20 protein-coding genes are annotated in these 18,845 nt (G+C 44.4%); 8 read left to right on the top strand and 12 right to left on the bottom strand.

Features of this window, described 5'->3' with window-relative positions; translation table 11 throughout:
- The first annotated feature begins 155 nt into the window (after positions 1-155).
- Both rph and pyrE read left to right on the top strand, forming a co-directional pair.
- The gene (gene rph / locus D5I41_RS07720) at positions 156-872 is read left to right on the top strand and encodes a ribonuclease PH (protein ID WP_017032929.1); all 717 of its coding nucleotides are present in this window, start codon (positions 156-158) and stop codon (positions 870-872) included.
- Between the two features lie 92 nt (positions 873-964).
- Entirely contained in the window at positions 965-1,606 is a 642-nt protein-coding gene (gene pyrE / locus D5I41_RS07715) for an orotate phosphoribosyltransferase (RefSeq protein ID WP_119009338.1), read from the top strand.
- 52 nt (positions 1,607-1,658) lie between these two features.
- Here pyrE and D5I41_RS07710 read toward each other — a convergent pair whose 3' ends face one another.
- A complete protein-coding gene (locus D5I41_RS07710; RefSeq protein WP_119009337.1) occupies positions 1,659-2,585 on the bottom strand; it encodes a D-2-hydroxyacid dehydrogenase in 927 nt (308 codons plus the stop codon).
- A gap of 79 nt (positions 2,586-2,664) precedes the next feature.
- On the opposite strand from D5I41_RS07710, the gene D5I41_RS07705 reads away from it, so the two are divergent.
- Positions 2,665-3,252 (top strand): YjaG family protein, encoded by a 588-nt coding sequence (locus D5I41_RS07705; protein WP_119009336.1) that lies wholly within the window; start codon positions 2,665-2,667, stop codon positions 3,250-3,252.
- A gap of 48 nt (positions 3,253-3,300) precedes the next feature.
- On the opposite strand, the gene D5I41_RS07700 is transcribed toward D5I41_RS07705, so the two are convergent.
- Entirely contained in the window at positions 3,301-4,416 is a 1,116-nt protein-coding gene (locus D5I41_RS07700) for a CNNM domain-containing protein (RefSeq protein WP_119009335.1), read from the bottom strand.
- A 256-nt stretch (positions 4,417-4,672) separates the two neighbouring features.
- On the opposite strand from D5I41_RS07700, the gene hbs reads away from it, so the two are divergent.
- Positions 4,673-4,945, top strand: a complete 273-nt coding sequence (gene hbs, locus D5I41_RS07695) for a non-specific DNA-binding protein Hbs (protein WP_017027289.1) — start codon at positions 4,673-4,675, stop codon at positions 4,943-4,945.
- A gap of 39 nt (positions 4,946-4,984) precedes the next feature.
- On the top strand, positions 4,985-5,680 hold the full coding sequence (locus tag D5I41_RS07690) for a DUF1481 domain-containing protein (protein WP_119009334.1): 696 nt from the start codon (positions 4,985-4,987) through the stop codon (positions 5,678-5,680).
- 16 nt (positions 5,681-5,696) lie between these two features.
- Here D5I41_RS07690 and D5I41_RS07685 read toward each other — a convergent pair whose 3' ends face one another.
- The 4 genes from D5I41_RS07685 to purH all read right to left on the bottom strand — a co-directional run bounded on the left by D5I41_RS07685 (position 5,697) and on the right by purH (position 10,144).
- Entirely contained in the window at positions 5,697-6,044 is a 348-nt protein-coding gene (locus tag D5I41_RS07685) for a helix-turn-helix transcriptional regulator (protein ID WP_119009333.1), read from the bottom strand.
- A gap of 126 nt (positions 6,045-6,170) precedes the next feature.
- Positions 6,171-6,995: a helix-turn-helix domain-containing protein gene (locus D5I41_RS07680; RefSeq protein WP_119009332.1), complete on the bottom strand. Its 825-nt coding sequence runs from the start codon at positions 6,993-6,995 to the stop codon at positions 6,171-6,173.
- 179 nt (positions 6,996-7,174) lie between these two features.
- The gene (purD, locus tag D5I41_RS07675) at positions 7,175-8,464 is read right to left on the bottom strand and encodes a phosphoribosylamine--glycine ligase (RefSeq protein WP_119009331.1); all 1,290 of its coding nucleotides are present in this window, start codon (positions 8,462-8,464) and stop codon (positions 7,175-7,177) included.
- Between the two features lie 87 nt (positions 8,465-8,551).
- Positions 8,552-10,144 (bottom strand): bifunctional phosphoribosylaminoimidazolecarboxamide formyltransferase/IMP cyclohydrolase, encoded by a 1,593-nt coding sequence (purH, locus tag D5I41_RS07670; protein WP_119009330.1) that lies wholly within the window; start codon positions 10,142-10,144, stop codon positions 8,552-8,554.
- Between the two features lie 436 nt (positions 10,145-10,580).
- On the opposite strand from purH, the gene zntR reads away from it, so the two are divergent.
- The 3 genes from zntR to yddG all read left to right on the top strand — a co-directional run bounded on the left by zntR (position 10,581) and on the right by yddG (position 13,455).
- A complete protein-coding gene (zntR, locus tag D5I41_RS07665; RefSeq protein ID WP_235868894.1) occupies positions 10,581-11,006 on the top strand; it encodes a Zn(2+)-responsive transcriptional regulator in 426 nt (141 codons plus the stop codon).
- Positions 11,006-12,112: an SO_0444 family Cu/Zn efflux transporter gene (locus tag D5I41_RS07660; RefSeq protein ID WP_119009328.1), complete on the top strand. Its 1,107-nt coding sequence runs from the start codon at positions 11,006-11,008 to the stop codon at positions 12,110-12,112. Before zntR ends, D5I41_RS07660 begins: the two co-directional genes overlap by 1 nt.
- 467 nt (positions 12,113-12,579) lie before the next feature.
- A complete protein-coding gene (gene yddG, locus D5I41_RS07650) occupies positions 12,580-13,455 on the top strand; it encodes an aromatic amino acid DMT transporter YddG (RefSeq protein ID WP_119009326.1) in 876 nt (291 codons plus the stop codon).
- 465 nt (positions 13,456-13,920) lie between these two features.
- Here the strand turns inward: yddG and fis are convergent, their stop codons facing one another.
- The 6 genes from fis to aroQ all read right to left on the bottom strand — a co-directional run bounded on the left by fis (position 13,921) and on the right by aroQ (position 18,695).
- Positions 13,921-14,217, bottom strand: a complete 297-nt coding sequence (fis, locus tag D5I41_RS07645; RefSeq protein ID WP_017027299.1) for a DNA-binding transcriptional regulator Fis — start codon at positions 14,215-14,217, stop codon at positions 13,921-13,923.
- Between the two features lie 45 nt (positions 14,218-14,262).
- Positions 14,263-15,228 (bottom strand): tRNA dihydrouridine synthase DusB, encoded by a 966-nt coding sequence (gene dusB / locus D5I41_RS07640; protein WP_119009325.1) that lies wholly within the window; start codon positions 15,226-15,228, stop codon positions 14,263-14,265.
- A gap of 131 nt (positions 15,229-15,359) precedes the next feature.
- A complete protein-coding gene (gene prmA / locus D5I41_RS07635) occupies positions 15,360-16,250 on the bottom strand; it encodes a 50S ribosomal protein L11 methyltransferase (RefSeq protein ID WP_119009324.1) in 891 nt (296 codons plus the stop codon).
- 127 nt (positions 16,251-16,377) lie between these two features.
- Complete coding sequence (accC, locus tag D5I41_RS07630) at positions 16,378-17,721, bottom strand: acetyl-CoA carboxylase biotin carboxylase subunit (RefSeq protein WP_119009323.1); 1,344 nt, start codon at positions 17,719-17,721, stop codon at positions 16,378-16,380.
- A 14-nt stretch (positions 17,722-17,735) separates the two neighbouring features.
- A complete protein-coding gene (gene accB / locus D5I41_RS07625; protein ID WP_119009322.1) occupies positions 17,736-18,191 on the bottom strand; it encodes an acetyl-CoA carboxylase biotin carboxyl carrier protein in 456 nt (151 codons plus the stop codon).
- A 54-nt stretch (positions 18,192-18,245) separates the two neighbouring features.
- Complete coding sequence (gene aroQ, locus D5I41_RS07620) at positions 18,246-18,695, bottom strand: type II 3-dehydroquinate dehydratase (RefSeq protein WP_119009321.1); 450 nt, start codon at positions 18,693-18,695, stop codon at positions 18,246-18,248.
- Positions 18,696-18,845 lie beyond the last annotated feature (150 nt).

Genomic DNA, 18,845 nt, shown 5'->3' with positions numbered 1-18,845 from the left:
CTATATTGCGGGCAATCTTAGCACAAAACCGCACTTCTTCGCACAAAACCGAGCGTCTTGATACAAATCATAGCTCTCCTGCGTGGTCGCATCCTGTGGCATGTTCCTATATAATCTCGACCCAATCCCATACCCAATTATTTAGGTGACTCTCAATGCGTCCAAACGATCGTGCAGTAGATCAGGTTCGTCCTATTAAAATGACTCGCAACTACACCGCTTATGCAGAAGGTTCTGTATTGGTGGAGTTTGGTAATACTAAGGTATTGTGCAACGCCTCTGTAGAAGAGAATGTTCCGCGTTGGTTGAAAGGCAAAGGTAAGGGTTGGGTAACAGCAGAATACGGCATGCTACCTCGCGCAACGCATACGCGTAACCGTCGTGAAGCGGCAAGTGGTAAGCAGGGTGGCCGTACAATGGAAATCCAACGCCTTATCGCACGTAGCCTTCGTGCTGTGGTTGACCTAGAAGCGATGGGCGAAATCATGGTAACTGTTGACTGTGACGTGATTCAGGCGGATGGCGGCACTCGCACAGCCTCTATCTCTGGCGCAAGCGTTGCTATGGCTGATGCATTCCAAAAGCTTGTGGCACAAGGCAAACTAAAAGCGAACCCTATGAAGGGTCACGTATCTGCAGTTTCAGTGGGTATCGTCGATGGTAAAGGTCTGTGCGACCTAGAGTATGTTGAAGACTCAGCTGCTGACACAGACATGAACGTAGTCATGACTGAAGAAGGTAAAATGATTGAGGTTCAGGGCACCGCAGAAGGCGAACCCTTTTCTCATGAAGAATTGATGGAATTGCTGGCTCTGGCTCAAAAGGGCATTGCTGACATCATCGAAGTGCAAAAGGCTGCACTGGCTGAATAGTTTTATTAAATAGCTCCTTTGGGAGCTATTTTTTTGCCTCCGAAAGGGGGGCGTATTTACAAATGATTAAACCGTAATAAAGAGAGAAAAGAATGAAAGCATACCAGCGTGAATTTATTGAGTTTGCACTTGAGAAACAGGTTCTTAAGTTTGGTGAGTTTACTCTGAAGTCTGGCCGTACTAGCCCTTACTTCTTTAACGCTGGCCTGTTCAACACTGGTCGTGATTTGGCACGCCTAGGTCGTTTTTATGCAGCGGCATTAGCGGATTCTGGCATTGATTATGATGTGCTATTTGGCCCTGCGTACAAGGGTATCCCAATCGCAACCACTACAGCGGTAGCGCTGGCGGATCATCACGATACGGATAAGCCATACTGCTTCAATCGTAAAGAAGCAAAAGATCACGGTGAAGGTGGCAACTTAGTAGGTAGCCCATTAGAAGGCCGTATCATGCTGGTGGACGATGTCATTACTGCGGGTACAGCAATCCGTGAGTCAATGGAAATCATCCAAGCAAACGGTGCAGACCTAGCGGGTGTTTTGGTTGCTATTGACCGTCAAGAAAAAGGTAAGGGTGAGCTTTCAGCAATCCAAGAAGTAGAGCGTGATTTCGGCTGCTCTATCATCTCGATTGTTAGCCTGACTGACCTAATCACTTTTCTTGAAGAGAAAGGCGAGAATGATGAGCAGCTTGAGTCGGTAAAAGCTTACCGCGCTCAATACGGCATCTAATCGATCCTGACATTAGAGTCTAAAACGCCACCTTCGGGTGGCGTTTTGCGTATTAGTAGCCTTTATTAAAGTCGACGATAGCCTTTAAAGGTTCTTCATTTAGCCAACGTTGATAGTTGTCTTTAAATAGCCCCATAACCTGGTTAGGGAAGCTGTGCGCGGCAATGTGCGGTGTTACTGTTACCTTGGGGTTTTGCCAATATGGGCATTGCTGTGAGATAGGCTCATTGATAAATACATCGAGATAAGCGTGCTCAAGGTAACCCTCTTCTAGAGCGCTAAGTAGCCCTTCTGTTTCTATGGCGTCACCGCGTCCTACGTTAAACAGTAGCGCTTGTTTGCAATGGCTCAAGCTCTGCTTGTTGAGTACGCCTTTAGTTTGCGTCGTTTTCGGTAATACCGACACCACGATATCCGCCAAACTTAACGCATGGTTGAGCTTTGATATCGGAAAGACAGAATCAAACTGGCTATTTTCAGGGGCCTTACCGCTAGAGTTCACCCCAATAGTGGTTAGGCCAAACGCTTTTGCTACGTTCGACAGATGAGCTCCGATAGAGCCAGTGCCCAGGATGACTAAGGTCTTCTCGTTCAAGCAAGCATAAGGGTAGGGTTGCCACACTTGTTCGGTTTGCTGTTGTTTATAGGTAGCGAAGTGACGAAAGTGTGCAATAGAGTAGCTTAATACGTATTCACTGATAGGTTGGCCGAAGATGTCTTTAACGTTAGTGAGTTGGTAATCACTGCGTGGCGCAGGCTGAGTTAACGCATCCACACCCGCATAGATGGACTGCACCCATTCAAGGTTAGGGAAGTCGTTTATAACCTCAGAGGCCATCGGTGGAGAAGCAAGCAGGATATTCGCCAGAGAGGGGTCTTCGGTAACCTCAAGTTGTGGCAAATCGGCACTTTTTAGCAGTTCTAGGTACTCTTGCTTGTTTTTAGACAATACATAAAGGTATTGAGTGGCAGTTTTCATTGAAAGCGTGTCCCTGTTTCTTTGTTATTTGGGTGTTATCAAGTACACTTTTGCTGTTTTCCCACAATTGTGAGTCGTTATGTTACAGAATCCTCTTCAGGTTCGTATTGATAAGCTAGAACCTTGGCAACAAATCACTTTTATGGTCAGTTTGTGTGAACGTATGTACCCAAACTATGCCATGTTTTGTCAGACAACGGAATTTGCCGAGGCACGAATCTACCGAGATATTCTCGATAGCGTTTGGGAGCTACTTACAGTAAAGAGCGCAAAGGTAAACTTTGAGCGCCAACTAGAGAAGCTAGAAGAGTTGGTTCCTAGTTCAGAAGAGTTCGACTTTTATGGTGTGTACCCTGCAATCGATGCGTGCATGGGACTAGCAGAGCTACTTCACTCTCTACTTGATCGTGACCTATTACCTGAGTCAGTACAAAAAATTAGCCAGAATTCAGTAATGACAGTGGCCGATCTTGAAGTTGCTCAAGGCAGCGAAGAGATCACCAATGACAATCAGAAAGACAATGAAGCCGTGTGTGACGAGTGGGATGTGCAGTGGGCTATCTTCCGTCCTCTGCGTGAATGCACCGAGCGCGATGTAGACCTAATTAAAGATTTGCGTGCTGAGCTTCGTGAAGAAAGTGTTAGCAATATCGGTGTTCAGCTATAAACTGAGTGTTGAGTAAAAAAAACGGGAGCCTTATGGCTCCCGTTTTTTTTATTTTTCCGTAGACTCAGCGGGTGACTGTTTATCCTCGGTTTGTTCTTCTTCAATAGGCTCTTCATCATCATTGTTGATGATTACGCCTTTTTTCTTAGTCCATTGTTCCCAGCGCTCTTGAGCCAGTACTTGCATATCGCGGTTCTTATCAGCTTCATCGACGATCTGCTTTCCTAGCAGGAACTCAAAGATATCCTCAAGGGTTACGATGCCTTGCACTGTACCGTACTCATCGACAACCAAAGCGATATGCAGTCTTTGAGCCAGCATGTTCGCGAATACCTTAGGTAGAGCGCTATTGTTTAGGAATACATGGATAGGACGCATGACGCTGCCTAACGCCTCAGTGCCTCTGCCCTTCTGTTGTAGCTTATACAGCTCCAACCGGTGCACAAAGCCACAGATATTGTCTTTTTGCTCAATGTAAACCAGAGGACGCGAGAACGGCGTATCATGGTGGGTTGCTAAGAACTCATTAATAGAGAGCGTTGCATCAACACGAAATACCACAGGTCGCGGTGTCATTGCTTTAGTTACTGGTACATTTGGCAAGTTCAGCAGGTTATTAAGGATTCGAATTTCATCCTCACCAAACTCATCTGAATCTTTTGCTAGGATAGCCATCGCTGAGATTTCGTCACGTAGCTTTGGCTCTACGTTGCCACGAGATAGACGCTTGGTTATTTGCTCAGAGAACCAAACGAAAGGTCGTAGCATCCATACCATCCAATTTAGTATTCCTGCTGAAGATGGTGCTAGTTGGCGCCAGTAGGTCGCACCAATAGTTTTTGGCACAATCTCTGAAAGAATCAGAATGCCAAGAGTAAGCACTGCAGAAAACACACCTAGCCATTGGCTTCCAAATACCACAGACGCTTGTGCACCTGCGCTTGCTGCACCGATGGTGTGAGCAATGGTATTTAGTGTCAGAATCGAAGCCAGTGGGCGATCGATATCAGACTTAAGCTTGCTTAGCTTGTCGGCAGCAGGATGTCCTTGCTGTCGCAACTGAGCAATATAGCTTGGTGAAATACTCAAAAGCACAGCTTCTAAAACTGAGCAGATGAACGAGACTCCGATAGCAACGGAGACATAGATTGTAAGAAGTAACATGGTACCCTAGTGAATTGTTTATGAAACAGGCGGATTATGACAGTCATTTTCAGTAAATGATAGCCTGCTGAATAGGTTGAAAGTGTTGAAAATACAAGCATCAACCCCTTCAGATTAGGTCAATTTGTGAGTTGAATTGCAGAATGAGCTAAAAAATGTTCGCTTGAACCTAAAGAACGCCCGCAACCCTTTGCCAGATGGGGTCTTTATGATTTAGAGTGACTTTGTTTTCAAACACTTTAGAAGGGAAACCCCAATGAACAAGACCCAATTAATCGATGCAATTGCTGAAAAAGCGGATCTATCAAAAGCACAAGCAAAAGCAGCTCTTGAAGCTACTCTTGAAGGCGTAACCGATGCTCTTAAAGAGGGCGACCAAGTTCAACTAATTGGTTTTGGCACATTTAAAGTATCTCACCGTAATGCACGCACTGGTCGTAACCCTAAGACTGGTGAAGAGATTCAAATTGCTGCAGCAAATGTTCCTGCATTTACTGCTGGTAAAGCACTGAAAGATTCAGTTAATTAATGTAAAATACGCCGAGTGACATCGCTCGGCGTATTTTTTATGAAACACTTCATTGCTTCTGCTTTAGCTATTCTAACCCTAGCGGGTTGTTCTTCTGCTACAACTCCTTTGCGTCAATCTGCCCAGATTACTGAGTTTTCGGGTGGCGAAATTGATAACACAAAAACCTCTTTATTTTGGCTCACTGAGCGTTTTGATTCCCCAGAATCTAGCTCCGATGATGTGATCTTCAAAGATAAGACTTGGTACAAAAGCCATTACACTTGGGATAGCGATAACCTTAGGGAAATGTCCCGCACAGGTGAAAGACTGTCTAATTCCGGTGATCTGATTCCTTTTCAAATGACCTTGCGCTTCAGTGGCACTGGAGAAGCGGTTTATCAACGATTGCGCATTAATGACAAGGTTATGCCTATGCGTAAGCAGCAGATTGATGAGGTTAAGCAACAAGCCAGTGATTTGGTAGCTAAGGGAAAAAATCAGCAGAAACAAGGATTAGAGCTGATACAAGGTTATTGGGAAGAGGGGAAATTTGTTACCTGTGAAGGAAAGACATTCACCAGTATCGAGTTTAAAGACCAGCTTCCATCGTTTGTCATTGACCGTTTGATTGACGAAGACCACTTTGTTGCATTTATTGGTGAGTACAAAGCCAAGAAAATTGTCGTTGATAAAATGCTGATGCTCAAGAACGGCGGGTATGAGTGCATCGAGCGACCGTCCTCGCAAAGCTAAGGATATAGAGTAGGAACTAATAAGCGGGTTGAAGCTTCTGTATATTGATATGCCTAGTTCTGTATTCCATTGGTGTCATGCCTGTCTGTTTTTTAAAAACACGACAAAAGTAGGTGTCATCTAAAAAGCCAGATTCGATAGCAATGGTTGATACTTTGTAATGCCTTTTGTTTACGAGCAGGTTTTTGGCGCGCTCTACTCTTTTAAACATCACATACTGCTGATAAGACATGCCTAGGTTATTGCGAAATAGTTTGGGTAGGTAAAACACAGAGCAGTCACACGCTTCAGCTACAGCTTCTGCAGTTAGAGCTGTTGTGAAATGTTGATTTACGTAGTCCACTGCTTTTTCTATTTTACTCATAATCCCTTTCCTTATCTGGATGATGAGCCACGATAATGGAGTTAGAAAGGGCACGCTATTCGATATTTTTCGATATCGAGATATATGAAATATATAGCATTATTTTGTACAGAAAACGAGAGGGTCTCAGATGACTTCGTGCAGAATCCGTGCATCTTCATTCTTATGAAGCTCATACCTCAGAAGGCGAAAGTCGTAGGCATCATTGTCCAGCATATTCTTCACAAAGGTATTGTGATAAAGATGGCCTATCGAGGTTTCATAGATCTCAGTACCACAAGAGTATTCTTCAGGTTCGACATACAAGTCTCTTAGCAATAGAGACAAGCTAGGTTCTCGTATTCTTGTGCGAATCAGTGTTTTTGGCGGAAGGGTTGCTATGTCCTTATGCACATGCTTCCAGATGAAAATATTAATAGCAGATATACTGACTATAGTGATTTTATCTTCTGTTTTTTCATACACTAAGGCTGCCACTATAGCACCTTGATGATAATAAATACGAACCCATGGGTCGGTGATATCTTGCAGTGCCATTGACTCTTCTAGAGCCAGTTCGCCACCAAGTAAGTACAAATGCGCATTCTTTATCCATTCACGCTGATACTCGCTAAGGCGTGAATATCGAATCACCTCTTCGCTAGTGACCGGATAATCATAAAACATATTCTCTTTTTCAAACAACATCTCAAAGGTCTTTGCTCGTTTCATGAGTTGTTGCTCGGCATGATCATATTGGTAATTAGCAGAGAAAAAATGCGCAAGCCCCACGCGACGCAAGATTGAAGGGGTAACCTTTCCTCGCTCCCACAGGCTGATCATCGATTGAGTGACATTAGCAAATACACGATGCTCTACACTAAGTTGATTGGCGAGATCCCCTTGGGATAAACCAGTTTCAATTCTTAGTGCTTTGAGTCGTTGATGGAAGTTTTGCTTGTTCACGGTCATTGATAATACTTAGAGGTATTCACGGTAGTTATGAATTTCTGGTATGACCATTATACCTGCGCTGGGTTGGGGTAAACAGAGAGAAACCTTTAGGGAATGTATAAATTCAGTGTATGAATATTAAAAAAGCCACCTCAGTAACTGGGGTGGCTTTGGTATTGCTTAGAGTTAAAGCTAAATTACTTTTGCTGCTCGCGAGCAATCGCACGATAACCAATATCATTGCGGTGGAACATGCCGTTCCAGCTGACTTGATTCGCGAGTGCATAAGCTTGCTGCTGCGCCTCTGAAACTGTGTTACCTAGCGCTGTCGCACAAAGAACACGGCCGCCGTTTGTAACAACTTCGCCTGTTTCATTGTTAGCTGTGCCTGCATGGAAGATCTTTTGGTCTTCAGCATCAGTTGATGGCAGAGAAATCACATCGCCTTTAGCGTAGTCAGCAGGGTAACCACCAGCAGCTAGAACAACACCAATTGAAGCGCGTGGATCCCACTTAGATTCTGCTTCGTCTAGCTTCTCATCGATTGCCATTAGGCAAAGCTCAACAAGGTCAGACTCCATGCGCATCATGATAGGTTGAGTTTCTGGATCACCGAAGCGGCAGTTGTACTCGATTACTTTAGGTGTACCGTCAGCGTCGATCATTAGACCTGCGTATAGGAAGCCCGTGTATGGTGCGCCTTCAGCGTCCATACCGCGTACAGTAGGGTAGATAACTTCTTCTAGGATACGGTTGTGGATCTCTGGCGTTACTACCGGCGCAGGAGAGTACGCACCCATACCACCAGTGTTAGGGCCGGTATCTTTATCGCCAACACGCTTATGGTCTTGGCTGGTTGCCATAGGCAATACGCTAGCGCCATCAACCATAACGATGAAGCTGGCTTCTTCGCCTTCTAGGAATTCTTCGATAACTACGCGGCTACCAGCTTCACCAAATGCATTGCCAGCCAGCATGTCTTTGATGGCGTCTTCTGCTTCGGTAAGAGTCATTGCAACAATTACGCCTTTACCTGCAGCAAGGCCGTCTGCCTTAACAACGATAGGTGCGCCTTGTTCACGAACGTAAGCTATTGCTGGCTCAATTTCAGTGAAGTTTGCGTAAGAACCTGTTGGAATGTCGTGGCGAGCTAAGAAGTCTTTAGTAAATGCTTTAGAGCCCTCAAGCTGAGCGGCAGCTTGAGTCGGACCAAAGATAGGCAGTCCCGCTTCACGGAAGGCGTCTACAACACCGATAACTAATGGTGCTTCTGGACCTACGATAGTCAGCTCAATGGCTTTTTCTTTTGCAAATGCAACCAGAGCGTCGATGTCTTCCACACCGATGTTTACATTCTCTAGTTTTGGCTCTAGAGCTGTACCTGCGTTACCTGGAGCAACGAAGACAGTGTTAACTTTTGGGTTCTGTGCTGCTTTCCAACCAAGTGCGTGCTCGCGACCGCCAGCACCGATGATTAATACGTTCATGTTTAATCCTCAAGTTTTAAATTCTTAAAAGCCCCTCAAAGTTGAGAGGCTTGGTAATTTGCTAATCGTCTAATTAATGCAGGGCGATTAGTGGCGGAAGTGACGCATACCAGTAAATATCATCGCCATGCCATGTTCGTCAGCCGCATCGATAACTTCTTGATCGCGCATTGAACCACCTGGCTGAATCACACACTTGATGCCAGCATCAGCAGCTGCGTCGATACCATCGCGGAATGGGAAGAAAGCATCCGATGCCATTACGCAACCTTCAACTTGTAGACCTTCGTCAGCCGCTTTAATGCCAGCGATTTTCGCAGAGTAAACACGGCTCATTTGGCCTGCGCCTACACCGATAGTCATGTCACCTTTTGAGTAAACAATCGCATTTGACTTCACGTACTTGGCTACTTTCCAGCAGAATAATGCATCTTTTAGCTCTTCTTCTGTTGGTTGGCGCTTAGACACTACTTTCAGGTCATCTTGAGAAACCATACCTTGGTCGCGGTCTTGAACTAGCAGGCCACCGTTTACACGCTTAACGTCAAAGCCAGCAGTCTTGCTTGTCCATTCGCCACACTCTAGAAGGCGAAGGTTCTTCTTAGCCGCAACGATTTCTACTGCTTCAGCTGAAACAGAAGGTGCAATGATAACCTCAACGAATTGGCGCTCAGTGATAGCGGTTGCTGTTGCAGCGTCTAGTTCGCGGTTAAACGCGATGATGCCACCAAATGCAGATGTTGGGTCTGTTTTGAACGCGCGGTCGTAAGCTTCTAGGATGTTTTCGCCTAGCGCTACACCACATGGGTTAGCGTGCTTAACGATAACACATGCTGGCTCGTCAAATTCTTTCACACACTCAAGAGCAGCGTCAGTATCAGCGATGTTGTTGTAAGACAGTGCCTTACCTTGAATTTGGCGAGCTGTTGATACAGACGCTTCTTCTGGGTTTGCTTCAACATAGAATGCCGCTGCTTGATGGCTGTTTTCGCCGTAGCGCATGTCTTGTTTCTTCTCGAACTGTTGGTTGAACGTGCGAGGGAACTTAGACTCTTCGTCGCCTTCTTTGTTTTCACCATAGCTAGGAACCATAGTGCCAAAGTAGTTAGCAATCATGCCATCGTAAGAAGCAGTGTGCTCAAACGCTGCAATCGCAAGGTCAAAACGAGTCTCAAGAGTTAGAGAAGTGTCGTTTGCATCCATTTCCGTAATTACGCGGTCGTAATCGTGAGCGTTTACAACGATAGTTACGTCTTTATGGTTTTTCGCTGCAGAACGAACCATTGTCGGACCACCGATATCGATGTTCTCAACAGCATCAGCAAGGGTACAACCTTCTTTTGCTACGGTTTCAGCGAATGGGTACAGGTTAACAATAACCATATCGATAGGATTGATGCCGTGTTTTTCCATCACTTCATCGTCTTGTCCGCGACGACCAAGTACACCACCGTGTACTTTAGGGTGAAGGGTCTTAACACGACCGTCCATCATTTCTGGGAAGCCTGTGTAGTCAGACACTTCTGTGACTGCTAGGCCTTGTTCTGCAAGTAGGCGAGCTGTACCGCCAGTAGAAAGAAGTTCAACATTGCGTTCAGCTAGGGCTTTAGCAAATTCTACGATGCCAGTTTTATCAGATACGCTGATAAGAGCGCGGCGAATTGGGCGAGCGTTACTCATGCTTCCATATTCCTCAAGTACTTAAGATTATCCGCTATCGACAGAATAAATGAGAAGCCCCGAATCATTAGCTCGATCGTCTGGTGCATACTCACAACTTCTGCTGATTTTGGAATCAAGTTGGATGAAAAGATGTTTGTCAAAGTTGAGTCTGCATCATGACCATGAAACAACTTTGACAAAGATCTTCGGCGTGCAAAAAAACATCAATTCGAATGGCGCGTATTCTAGCGAATAATTTTCTAAAAAGCTCGCGCAATCGTTTGGCATTTGCATTTTATTGTCAAAAAAGTGCCATTTGGGAAAGTTAAGGCGATGAAGGTAGAAAAAAGTAACTTAGATTTTTCTAGCAAATATGCTGAAGTAAGCACTTGACCTTGGAGTTATATCCAAGGTTCATACTAATAGGGTATCAAAACATTGAGTGGGTATTGGAATGTATAAGATTGGGGAGCTGGCTAATCGATTCGATATAAAGCCAGACACATTACGCTTCTATGAAAAACATGGACTGTTGAAGCCTAGCTCACGCAGTGAATCAGGCTATCGCGTATACACCCTCGAGGATGCCGATAAGCTTGGCTTTATCATCCGTGCGAAACGAGTAGGCTTTTCATTGCAGGAGATAACGGATTTACTCTCTATTCAGCTCGACAAAGAAAGCCATAGCTGTAAAGAGGCTCGTGATATTGTTGATATGAAATGTCATCAGGTTGAACAGCGTATTAAAGAGCTACAAATTTTTCAGGACTCTTTACAAAAGCTCAGTGCATCATGTTGCGGTGGCAGTGAACCTGCGACCCATTGCTCCATTCTAGAGGCGCTAGAAAGTGCTGATAGCCATGCTTTGAAGGAGGCATGATGAGCTTATTACTCAATTTTATAGACCTTTTCTTAGAATCAGCACCATGGATGTTACTAGGGTTGGTCATTGCAGGACTGCTTAAAGAGTGGATTCCAACAGACCTATTAACAAAACATCTTGGTGGAAAAGGCCCTAAAACAACGATTAAAGCTGCATTTATTGGCGCTCCATTGCCTTTGTGCTCTTGTGGTGTCATTCCTGCGGCTATGGGGTTAAGACGCAGTGGTGCTTCGAAAAGTGCCACTACCTCTTTTTTAGTTGCGACTCCTGAAACAGGTATCGATTCTATTTCGGTTTCTTACGCGCTTCTTGGCCCATATATGGCAATCATCCGCCCTATTGCCGCTATTTCTAGTGCAATTTTAGCGGGTTTGCTAGTAGGCAAGGAAGACGAAGAATTCGTTAATAAACAAGCAATAAGCAGAGAAAAAACACCCACAGTATCCTGTTGTAGCAGTAAGCGAGCGCAGCAGAAAGAGGAGGTCAAAACCAGTTGCTGTTCCAGTAAGCCCCAAGCCCCGCTCAACAAAACGGCGATTGAGAAACTACAAAGTGGGCTTAAATTCGCGGCAACGGATTTAGTGAAAGATATTAGTACTTGGTTACTAATCGGGCTGTCTTTTGCAGCACTGATCCAAACTTATATAGAAACAGATTTTCTCGCAGAGTGGGGAGGAAGCATTTGGAGTATGTTGGTGATGGTGGCTATCAGCGTGCCTATGTATATCTGTGCGACAGCATCAACACCTATCGCGGCTGGTCTATTGATGTCAGGCATTAGCCCCGGTGCTATCCTGGTGTTTATGCTTGCGGGCCCTGCTACCAATATTGCTACTTTAGGCGTAGTAGGAAAGGAACTTGGTAAGCGTTCGTTAGTGGCTTATTTGGTAGGGGTTGTGGGAATGGCTATTGTATTTGGGTTGTTGACCGACTACTTAGTTGAGGAGTTTTCTTTGAGTGTTGCTCCATTGTCTGCGATTAATCATGAAGTCTTGCCATACTGGTTATCTATTAGTTCCGGAGTGTTACTGGCAGGATTAATGCTTCGCTATTACTGGATAAAGTATTCTAAGATGACAGTGAAAGCCAAGGTAGCTCATTGATTTATATGTTGAAACTTTCAAAGGCTTGCACTAGGCAAGCCTTTTTTATTTCTAGAATGTATAGCCTTAGTGCAAATAAAAAATGCCAATTCGCGATAGGCTTACTTTCATCAATGGTACGAGTTGGTATCAAATGTTGGGTGCTTAATTTTTGATGTAACTACGGATTCAGTTGAACAACCGAATGAGTATTTTATCGAAGTTGAACCGTTGTTCCCTGATACAGGAGCGGTTAATCAAGAGTCAGATGAGATAGCTAGTGTTGATGATTCAGAGCGTTTAACGTGCGCTGCAGACGAAAGCGTGCAGGATTTAGCTTCGGATAAGTCGGACTGCTTAGAGTAAGGTGAAAAGAATATTCAAGAACTGTCTTAAAAAAGCGCGTATGACCCATTAGTGAGTTATACGCGTTTTTTTGTTTTTGTCATAATATAGTCGATTGTCCATTTATTACTGATGATTCAATCGTGAACCAACATAAATACACTCTCTATGGTATCGCGGCCATTCTCTTGTGGAGTAGCGTGATAGGCGTTGCTCGAAAGGTCGCAGAACAACTCGGACCTATTGGTGGTGCGGCTAGCATTTATACGGTCGCTACGATCATTTTACTGTTTGTTGTTGGCAGTCCAAAGCTGAACACATTACCTAAGCGGTATGTCATCGTCGCTGGTGGCTTATTTGCGGCCTACGAAGTGTGCCTATCTTTAGCCATCGGTATGGCAAATGACAGGCAACAGGCGCTTGATATGGCTGTGATAAATTACCTATGGCCTGCACTAACGGTGCTGATTGCGGTAATTAGCAGTAGCAAGAAAACTAACCCTTGGGTGTACCCAAGTGTGGTGCTTGCCTTTATCGGCGTTGCATGGGCGATCACTGGCGACCAATCGCTCTCTTTCACTCAGTTAGCCGAGAATGTACAAAGCAACCCTGCAACCTATGCAATGGCGTTTATTGGTGCCTTCCTATGGGCGATCTACTGTAATATTACCAAGCGCCTTTCAAATGGTAAGAATGCAATTACCTTATTCTTTGCTATGACTGCTATTGTTCTGTGGATCCATTATGGCTTAAGTGCTGAACCCAGCATTTCTCTTAATCTAGAGTCTAGCTTGTACCTGCTACTTGCTGCCGTGATCATGGCTAGTGGTTATGGGCTATGGAACAGCGGCATCATGAAAGGCAATATGCTACTTCTTGCTACCTTGTCCTACTTTACACCTATCTTCTCTACGTTATTTTCTTCAATTATCTTAGGTGTCGCTCTATCGGGCAGCTTTTGGCAAGGGGTTGTTATGGTTGTGATTGGCTCATTGGTGTGTTGGCGAGTAACTAAATAACCCTAAAGATAAGAGTAAGTTTTACTTGCTGACAGCTGTGTACCCTTTTGGGGTTATAGAGCTCAATAACTATATATATGAAAACTCAAGAGATCATTAATGGTTTGTTTTCTCAAAGGGAAATCAACGTTACATCAGGTATCTAAGCTCCCGGCTATCCCTGAGCAGGTGTGCTAGCTTTTGGTAATATCAAACCCAATAACTATATTTATGAAATGAAAATAGATCATAAATGATAGTTTAGGAGTTGGTATGGATAGATCTATAGAACATTGATAAAAGAGTTTTTATTTATGGTTCGCACCGAATATGACCATAGAACAGCTCTATACCCTTATGGACTATATAAACCCAATAACTATAAAAGTGGTAATTTTGGTGATCATTTTTGGTGTATTTGTATAAAAAAAGGGCTTACCAAATAATGGTAAGCCCTTTCAATTCAGATGCTTAAACTAATTTATATTAGTTCATGCCGTATTTTTTAAGTTTCTTACGAAGTGTACCACGGTTGATACCCATCATAGATGCAGCGCGAGTTTGGTTGCCGCGAGTGTATTGCATGATCATGTCTAGTAGTGGTTGTTCAACCTCAGCTAGCACTAGTTCATAAAGGTCGTCTACATCCTGACCGTTTAATTGTGCAAGATAGTTTTTTACTGAAACTTTTACTGAGTCGCGAAGTGGTTTTTGCGCGATTTGGTCTTGAGCAGTTACAGTAGTAACCGTTAGTGCTTCAGAAGTCAGGTTTTGTTCGAACATATTCAGTCTAGCTCTTCTCGTAATTATGATGCAACCATATCCCTATCAAGGATAGGAATTGAAATACTCTTCTAATGCTTCTAATTGCTCTTCTGCAACTTCGATGGCATTGAAGATACGGCGAAACTCACGTGCTTGTTCATGCTCTTTTAAGTACCAACCCACATGCTTTCTAGCAATGCGCGGACCTAAGAACTCACCATAAAATAAATGAAGTTCATGAACGTGACCAAGCATGATGTCTTTCACTTCCTGCATAGGAGGCTCGGGCATCGTGGTGCCGTTTTCTAAATAATGTTGGATTTCTTGAAAAATCCACGGACGACCCTGGGCAGGGCGACCAATCATCAAGGCGTCTGCACCGGTAAACTCCAGTACATGCTTCGCTTTTTCTGGACTATCTATATCACCATTGGCAATGACAGGTATCGAAATAGCTTGCTTAACCGCTTTGATGCTTTCGTATTCTGCCTCTCCCTTGTACATACAAGTACGCGTCCTACCATGTAAGGCGAGAGCTTGTATGCCGCAGTCTTCGGCCATTTTAGCGATTTCGACACAGTTCTTATGTTCTGTATCCCAACCGGTTCGAGTTTTTAGTGTCACTGGGACATCTACTGCATCTACTACCGCCTTCAGAATTTGCTGAACAATCTCTGGATGCTTAAGTAGTGCTGAACCTGCTAGTTTTTTATTCACTTTTTTAGCTGGGCAACCCATATTGATATCGATGATTTGAGCACCGTTATCAACATTAAATTGCGCTGCCTCTGCCATTAACTTTGGATCCGATCCTGCAATCTGTACTGAGCGAACGCCCGATTCACCTTCATGTACTCTTCGTTGCAGTGATTTCGATGTATTCCATGTTTTAGGGTTGGCTAGCATCATTTCACTGACAGCCATACCAGCACCATATCGTAGACACAACTCTCTAAACGGTCTGTCTGTAACGCCAGCCATAGGTGCTACAATCAAATTGTTCTTAAGTTGGTAATTTCCGATTTTCAAATCATGGTCACATTATTAACAGCAAGGGCGCGCATTTTACGCATTTTTTTGGCCGGTGAAAAGCCTAATATTTGAGCATTTAAAAAAATATTCTATAATTTGGGTGTTTTTTGCTCAAAATATGATGTGTCTCAACTAGTGTGCTTTTTTCCGGAGATGCGACACCACTCTTGCATCTCTGCAATAGGAGCAATATCGAACTGATCGCGGTAATAGTTAGCAACATCTTCGGCTTGAGTATCTAGTACACCAGACATAGCTAGCTCGCCTTCGTCTTTAACTAGAGACTTAATCACATCAGAAAGGTCACGTAATGGGCCTGCTAAAATATTGGCGACAACAACGTCAGCGATAAGATTTTCAGGCTGATCTTGTGGTAGGAACACCTCAAGTTTATCTTTCACACCGTTACGCTCTGCATTCGCTTTAGAGGCGATGATCGCTTGCGGATCAATGTCGATCCCAACTACCTTTTTTGCACCTAGTTTGATCGCTGCGATCGCAAGGATGCCTGAGCCACAACCAAAGTCGATTACGGTTTTGCCTTCAAGGTCTAGCCCTTCTAACCACTCTAAACATAGAGAGGTGGTTGGGTGTGTGCCTGTACCAAAAGCTAAACCAGGGTCGAGCATAACATTGACAGCGTCGGGTTCTGGGATTTCACGCCAGCTAGGGCAAACCCACAAACGCTCACCAAACTTCATTGGGTGGAAGTTGTCCATCCACTCACGTTCCCAGTCTTTATCTTCAAGTTGCTCAACTTTATGTGCGAACCCTTGTTCTAGAAGATTACTAGAGGCTATTTGCCCTAAAATCCACTGTGTGTCTGCTTCTGCGTCGTACAGAGCTAGGATATCGGTTTCACCCCAAAGACGAGTCTCACCCGGTAGAGGCTCAAATACAGGGGTATCTTTAGCGTCAAGAAAGGTAACGGATAGGGCACCCGTTTGTTCCATCAACATGTCACCGATTTGCTCGGCATTTTTGTCAGTGGCGTTAAGCTTGATTTGAATCCAAGGCATGGAGTTCACTCTGAGTATTGATAATTGGCGTGGATTTTAGCAGTAATTTTAACCAACTTCATCTACGCAAACAAAAAGGGTCAGAACCAGCATGGCTGGTTCTGACCCTTTGAATAAGTATTAAAACTTATTGTAGGCCGAGCTTCTTCTCTAGGTAGTGGATGTTTGCTCCACCATGTTGGAAGTTCTCGTCGTTCATGATCTCTAGTTGAAGAGGGATGTTCGTCTTGATGCCTTCAACAATCATCTCACTCAATGCATTTTTCATGCGTGCAATCGCAACGTCACGGTTCTCACCAAAGGTGATCAGCTTACCAATCATTGAATCGTAATGAGGTGGTACTGTGTAGCCCGTGTAGATGTGAGATTCCCAACGAATACCCATACCACCAGGAGCGTGGAAGCGTTCGATCTTGCCTGGGCAAGGTAGGAAGCGCACTGGGTCTTCAGCATTGATACGACACTCGATAGAGTGGCCACGTAGCTTAATATCATCCTGAGTGAATGACAGAGGTTGACCTGCAGCAACACGAAGCTGCTCTTTGATTAGGTCTACACCTGTTACCATCTCAGTGACTGGGTGCTCTACTTGAATACGGGTGTTCATTTCAATGAAGTAGAACTCGCCATTTTCATATAGGAACTCAAAAGTACCTGCACCACGGTAGTTGATCTCAAGACAAGCGCGAGTACAGCGCTCACCAATGTATTTACGCATATCGTCAGTGATGCCTGGAGCCGGAGCTTCCTCAACAACCTTCTGGTGACGACGCTGCATAGAACAGTCACGTTCACCAAGATGAATAGCACCGCCTTGACCATCAGCAATAATCTGAACCTCAACATGACGAGGGTTTTCTAGGAATTTTTCCATGTAAACCATATCGTTGTTGAAGGCTGATTTTGCTTCAGCGCGAGTCATTGCAATGGCTTCGATTAGCTCTGGCTCAGAGCGAACCACGCGCATACCACGACCACCGCCGCCACCAGACGCTTTGATGATTACTGGGTAACCAATACGCTTAGCGTGAGCTTTGTTAGCTGATTCGTTGTCATCTAGAGGACCGTCAGAACCAGGAACACAAGGTACGCCTGCCTTTTTCATTGCGTTGATTGCAGCAACCTTGTCACCCATGATGCGGATTGTTTCTGCTTTAGGACCAACGAAGATGAAACCAGATTTCTCTACTTGTTCTGCAAAGTCAGCATTTTCAGATAGGAAACCGTAACCTGGGTGAATCGCTACAGCGCCAGATACTTCTGCCGCTGAGATGATACGTGGAATGTTCAGGTAGCTATCGATACCACGAGCAGGACCGATACAGATAGACTCATCCGCTAGTAGTACGTGTTTAAGGTCACGGTCAGCGGTTGAGTGTACGGCTACGGTTTTAATACCTAGCTCTTTACATGCGCGAAGGATACGAAGCGCAATTTCGCCTCGGTTCGCGATGACTAATTTGTCTAGCATAATATCGACCTCTATTATTCGATAACGATAAGCGGTTGGTCGAACTCTACTGCACTACCGTCTTCAGTAAGGATTGCCGTTACAACACCAGACTTATCAGCTTCGATTTGGTTCATCATCTTCATTGCTTCTACGATACAGATAGTTTCACCAGCAGTTACCGATTGGCCTACTTCAACGAATGGTTTTGAATCAGGACCAGGTGCACGGTAGAAAGTACCTACCATTGGAGAAAGAACCTTGTGACCTGGTGCTTCTGCAGGTGCCGCAGGTGCTTCAACTGCTGCTGGAGCCGCCGCTGGAGCAGGTGCTGCTACTGGAGCAGGTGCTGCTGCATATTGAATCGGAGCTACAGGTGCATTGCCGTGGCGGCTGATGCGTACAGATTCTTCACCTTCAGAAATTTCTAGCTCAGCAATTCCTGATTCTTCTACAAGTTCGATTAGTTTTTTTATTTTGCGAATATCCATGATTCTTCTCTTGTCTTGTGTGTGGCCTCTCGTATTCGTCGAGATAGCTCAGATTTATTTTGCCTGTAGCTGTTCTATCGCTGCAGACAATGCGAATTGGTAACCTTGTGCACCTAGTCCACATATCACGCCAACTGCTTTATCTGAAAGATAGGAGTGGTGACGAAATGTCTCTCGGGCATGTACGTTAGATAAATGAACCTCTATAAACGGAATACTTACCCCAAGTAGTGCGTCTCTCAGAGCGACACTGGTGTGAGTAAAGGCTGCTGGATTGATGATAATAAAATCAATCTCTCCCATTGCAGCGTGAATAGCTTCAATTAACTCATATTCTCGATTCGATTGAACATGAGTGAGTTCTACATCCAATTGCTCTGCTTGTGTATGCAGGTTATTGACTATGTCATTTAATGTAGCGTGACCGTAAACCTCTGGCTCTCGTTTACCGAGTAGATTTAGATTTGGGCCATTCAGGAGTAGAACGCGTGATTTTGTTGCCATCTTGTCGCTATCTTCCGTAATTGTGAGTTATTCACTGTTGCCTTTAATTATTTTACGAATCCTGAATAATTTCCAGTCAGATTTCTGTAAAAAAGCAAATTAGCGCATGATTATAGCTAATTCAACGAAATTAACAGCAATTTACTGGTC

It is taken from the genome of Vibrio superstes (assembly GCF_003569005.1).
Lineage (GTDB): Bacteria > Pseudomonadota > Gammaproteobacteria > Enterobacterales > Vibrionaceae > Vibrio > Vibrio superstes.
This window is presented reverse-complemented; position numbering and strand designations above follow the sequence as displayed.

What these genes read in the sequence shown, in the direction of transcription:
- D5I41_RS07680 (WP_119009332.1), bottom strand. Translation starts at nt 6,995, where the DNA reads ATGACCGTGAACAAGCAAAACTTCCATCAACGACTCAAAGCACTAAGA.
- hbs (WP_017027289.1), top strand. Translation starts at nt 4,673, where the DNA reads ATGAACAAGACCCAATTAATCGATGCAATTGCTGAAAAAGCGGATCTA.
- D5I41_RS07660 (WP_119009328.1), top strand. Translation starts at nt 11,006, where the DNA reads ATGAGCTTATTACTCAATTTTATAGACCTTTTCTTAGAATCAGCACCA.
- pyrE (WP_119009338.1), top strand. Translation starts at nt 965, where the DNA reads ATGAAAGCATACCAGCGTGAATTTATTGAGTTTGCACTTGAGAAACAG.
- fis (WP_017027299.1), bottom strand. Translation starts at nt 14,217, where the DNA reads ATGTTCGAACAAAACCTGACTTCTGAAGCACTAACGGTTACTACTGTA.
- aroQ (WP_119009321.1), bottom strand. Translation starts at nt 18,695, where the DNA reads ATGGCAACAAAATCACGCGTTCTACTCCTGAATGGCCCAAATCTAAAT.
- D5I41_RS07705 (WP_119009336.1), top strand. Translation starts at nt 2,665, where the DNA reads ATGTTACAGAATCCTCTTCAGGTTCGTATTGATAAGCTAGAACCTTGG.
- D5I41_RS07700 (WP_119009335.1), bottom strand. Translation starts at nt 4,416, where the DNA reads ATGTTACTTCTTACAATCTATGTCTCCGTTGCTATCGGAGTCTCGTTC.
- purH (WP_119009330.1), bottom strand. Translation starts at nt 10,144, where the DNA reads ATGAGTAACGCTCGCCCAATTCGCCGCGCTCTTATCAGCGTATCTGAT.
- prmA (WP_119009324.1), bottom strand. Translation starts at nt 16,250, where the DNA reads ATGCCTTGGATTCAAATCAAGCTTAACGCCACTGACAAAAATGCCGAG.
- D5I41_RS07690 (WP_119009334.1), top strand. Translation starts at nt 4,985, where the DNA reads ATGAAACACTTCATTGCTTCTGCTTTAGCTATTCTAACCCTAGCGGGT.
- D5I41_RS07685 (WP_119009333.1), bottom strand. Translation starts at nt 6,044, where the DNA reads ATGAGTAAAATAGAAAAAGCAGTGGACTACGTAAATCAACATTTCACA.
- accC (WP_119009323.1), bottom strand. Translation starts at nt 17,721, where the DNA reads ATGCTAGACAAATTAGTCATCGCGAACCGAGGCGAAATTGCGCTTCGT.
- zntR (WP_235868894.1), top strand. Translation starts at nt 10,581, where the DNA reads ATGTATAAGATTGGGGAGCTGGCTAATCGATTCGATATAAAGCCAGAC.
- D5I41_RS07710 (WP_119009337.1), bottom strand. Translation starts at nt 2,585, where the DNA reads ATGAAAACTGCCACTCAATACCTTTATGTATTGTCTAAAAACAAGCAA.
- accB (WP_119009322.1), bottom strand. Translation starts at nt 18,191, where the DNA reads ATGGATATTCGCAAAATAAAAAAACTAATCGAACTTGTAGAAGAATCA.
- purD (WP_119009331.1), bottom strand. Translation starts at nt 8,464, where the DNA reads ATGAACGTATTAATCATCGGTGCTGGCGGTCGCGAGCACGCACTTGGT.
- rph (WP_017032929.1), top strand. Translation starts at nt 156, where the DNA reads ATGCGTCCAAACGATCGTGCAGTAGATCAGGTTCGTCCTATTAAAATG.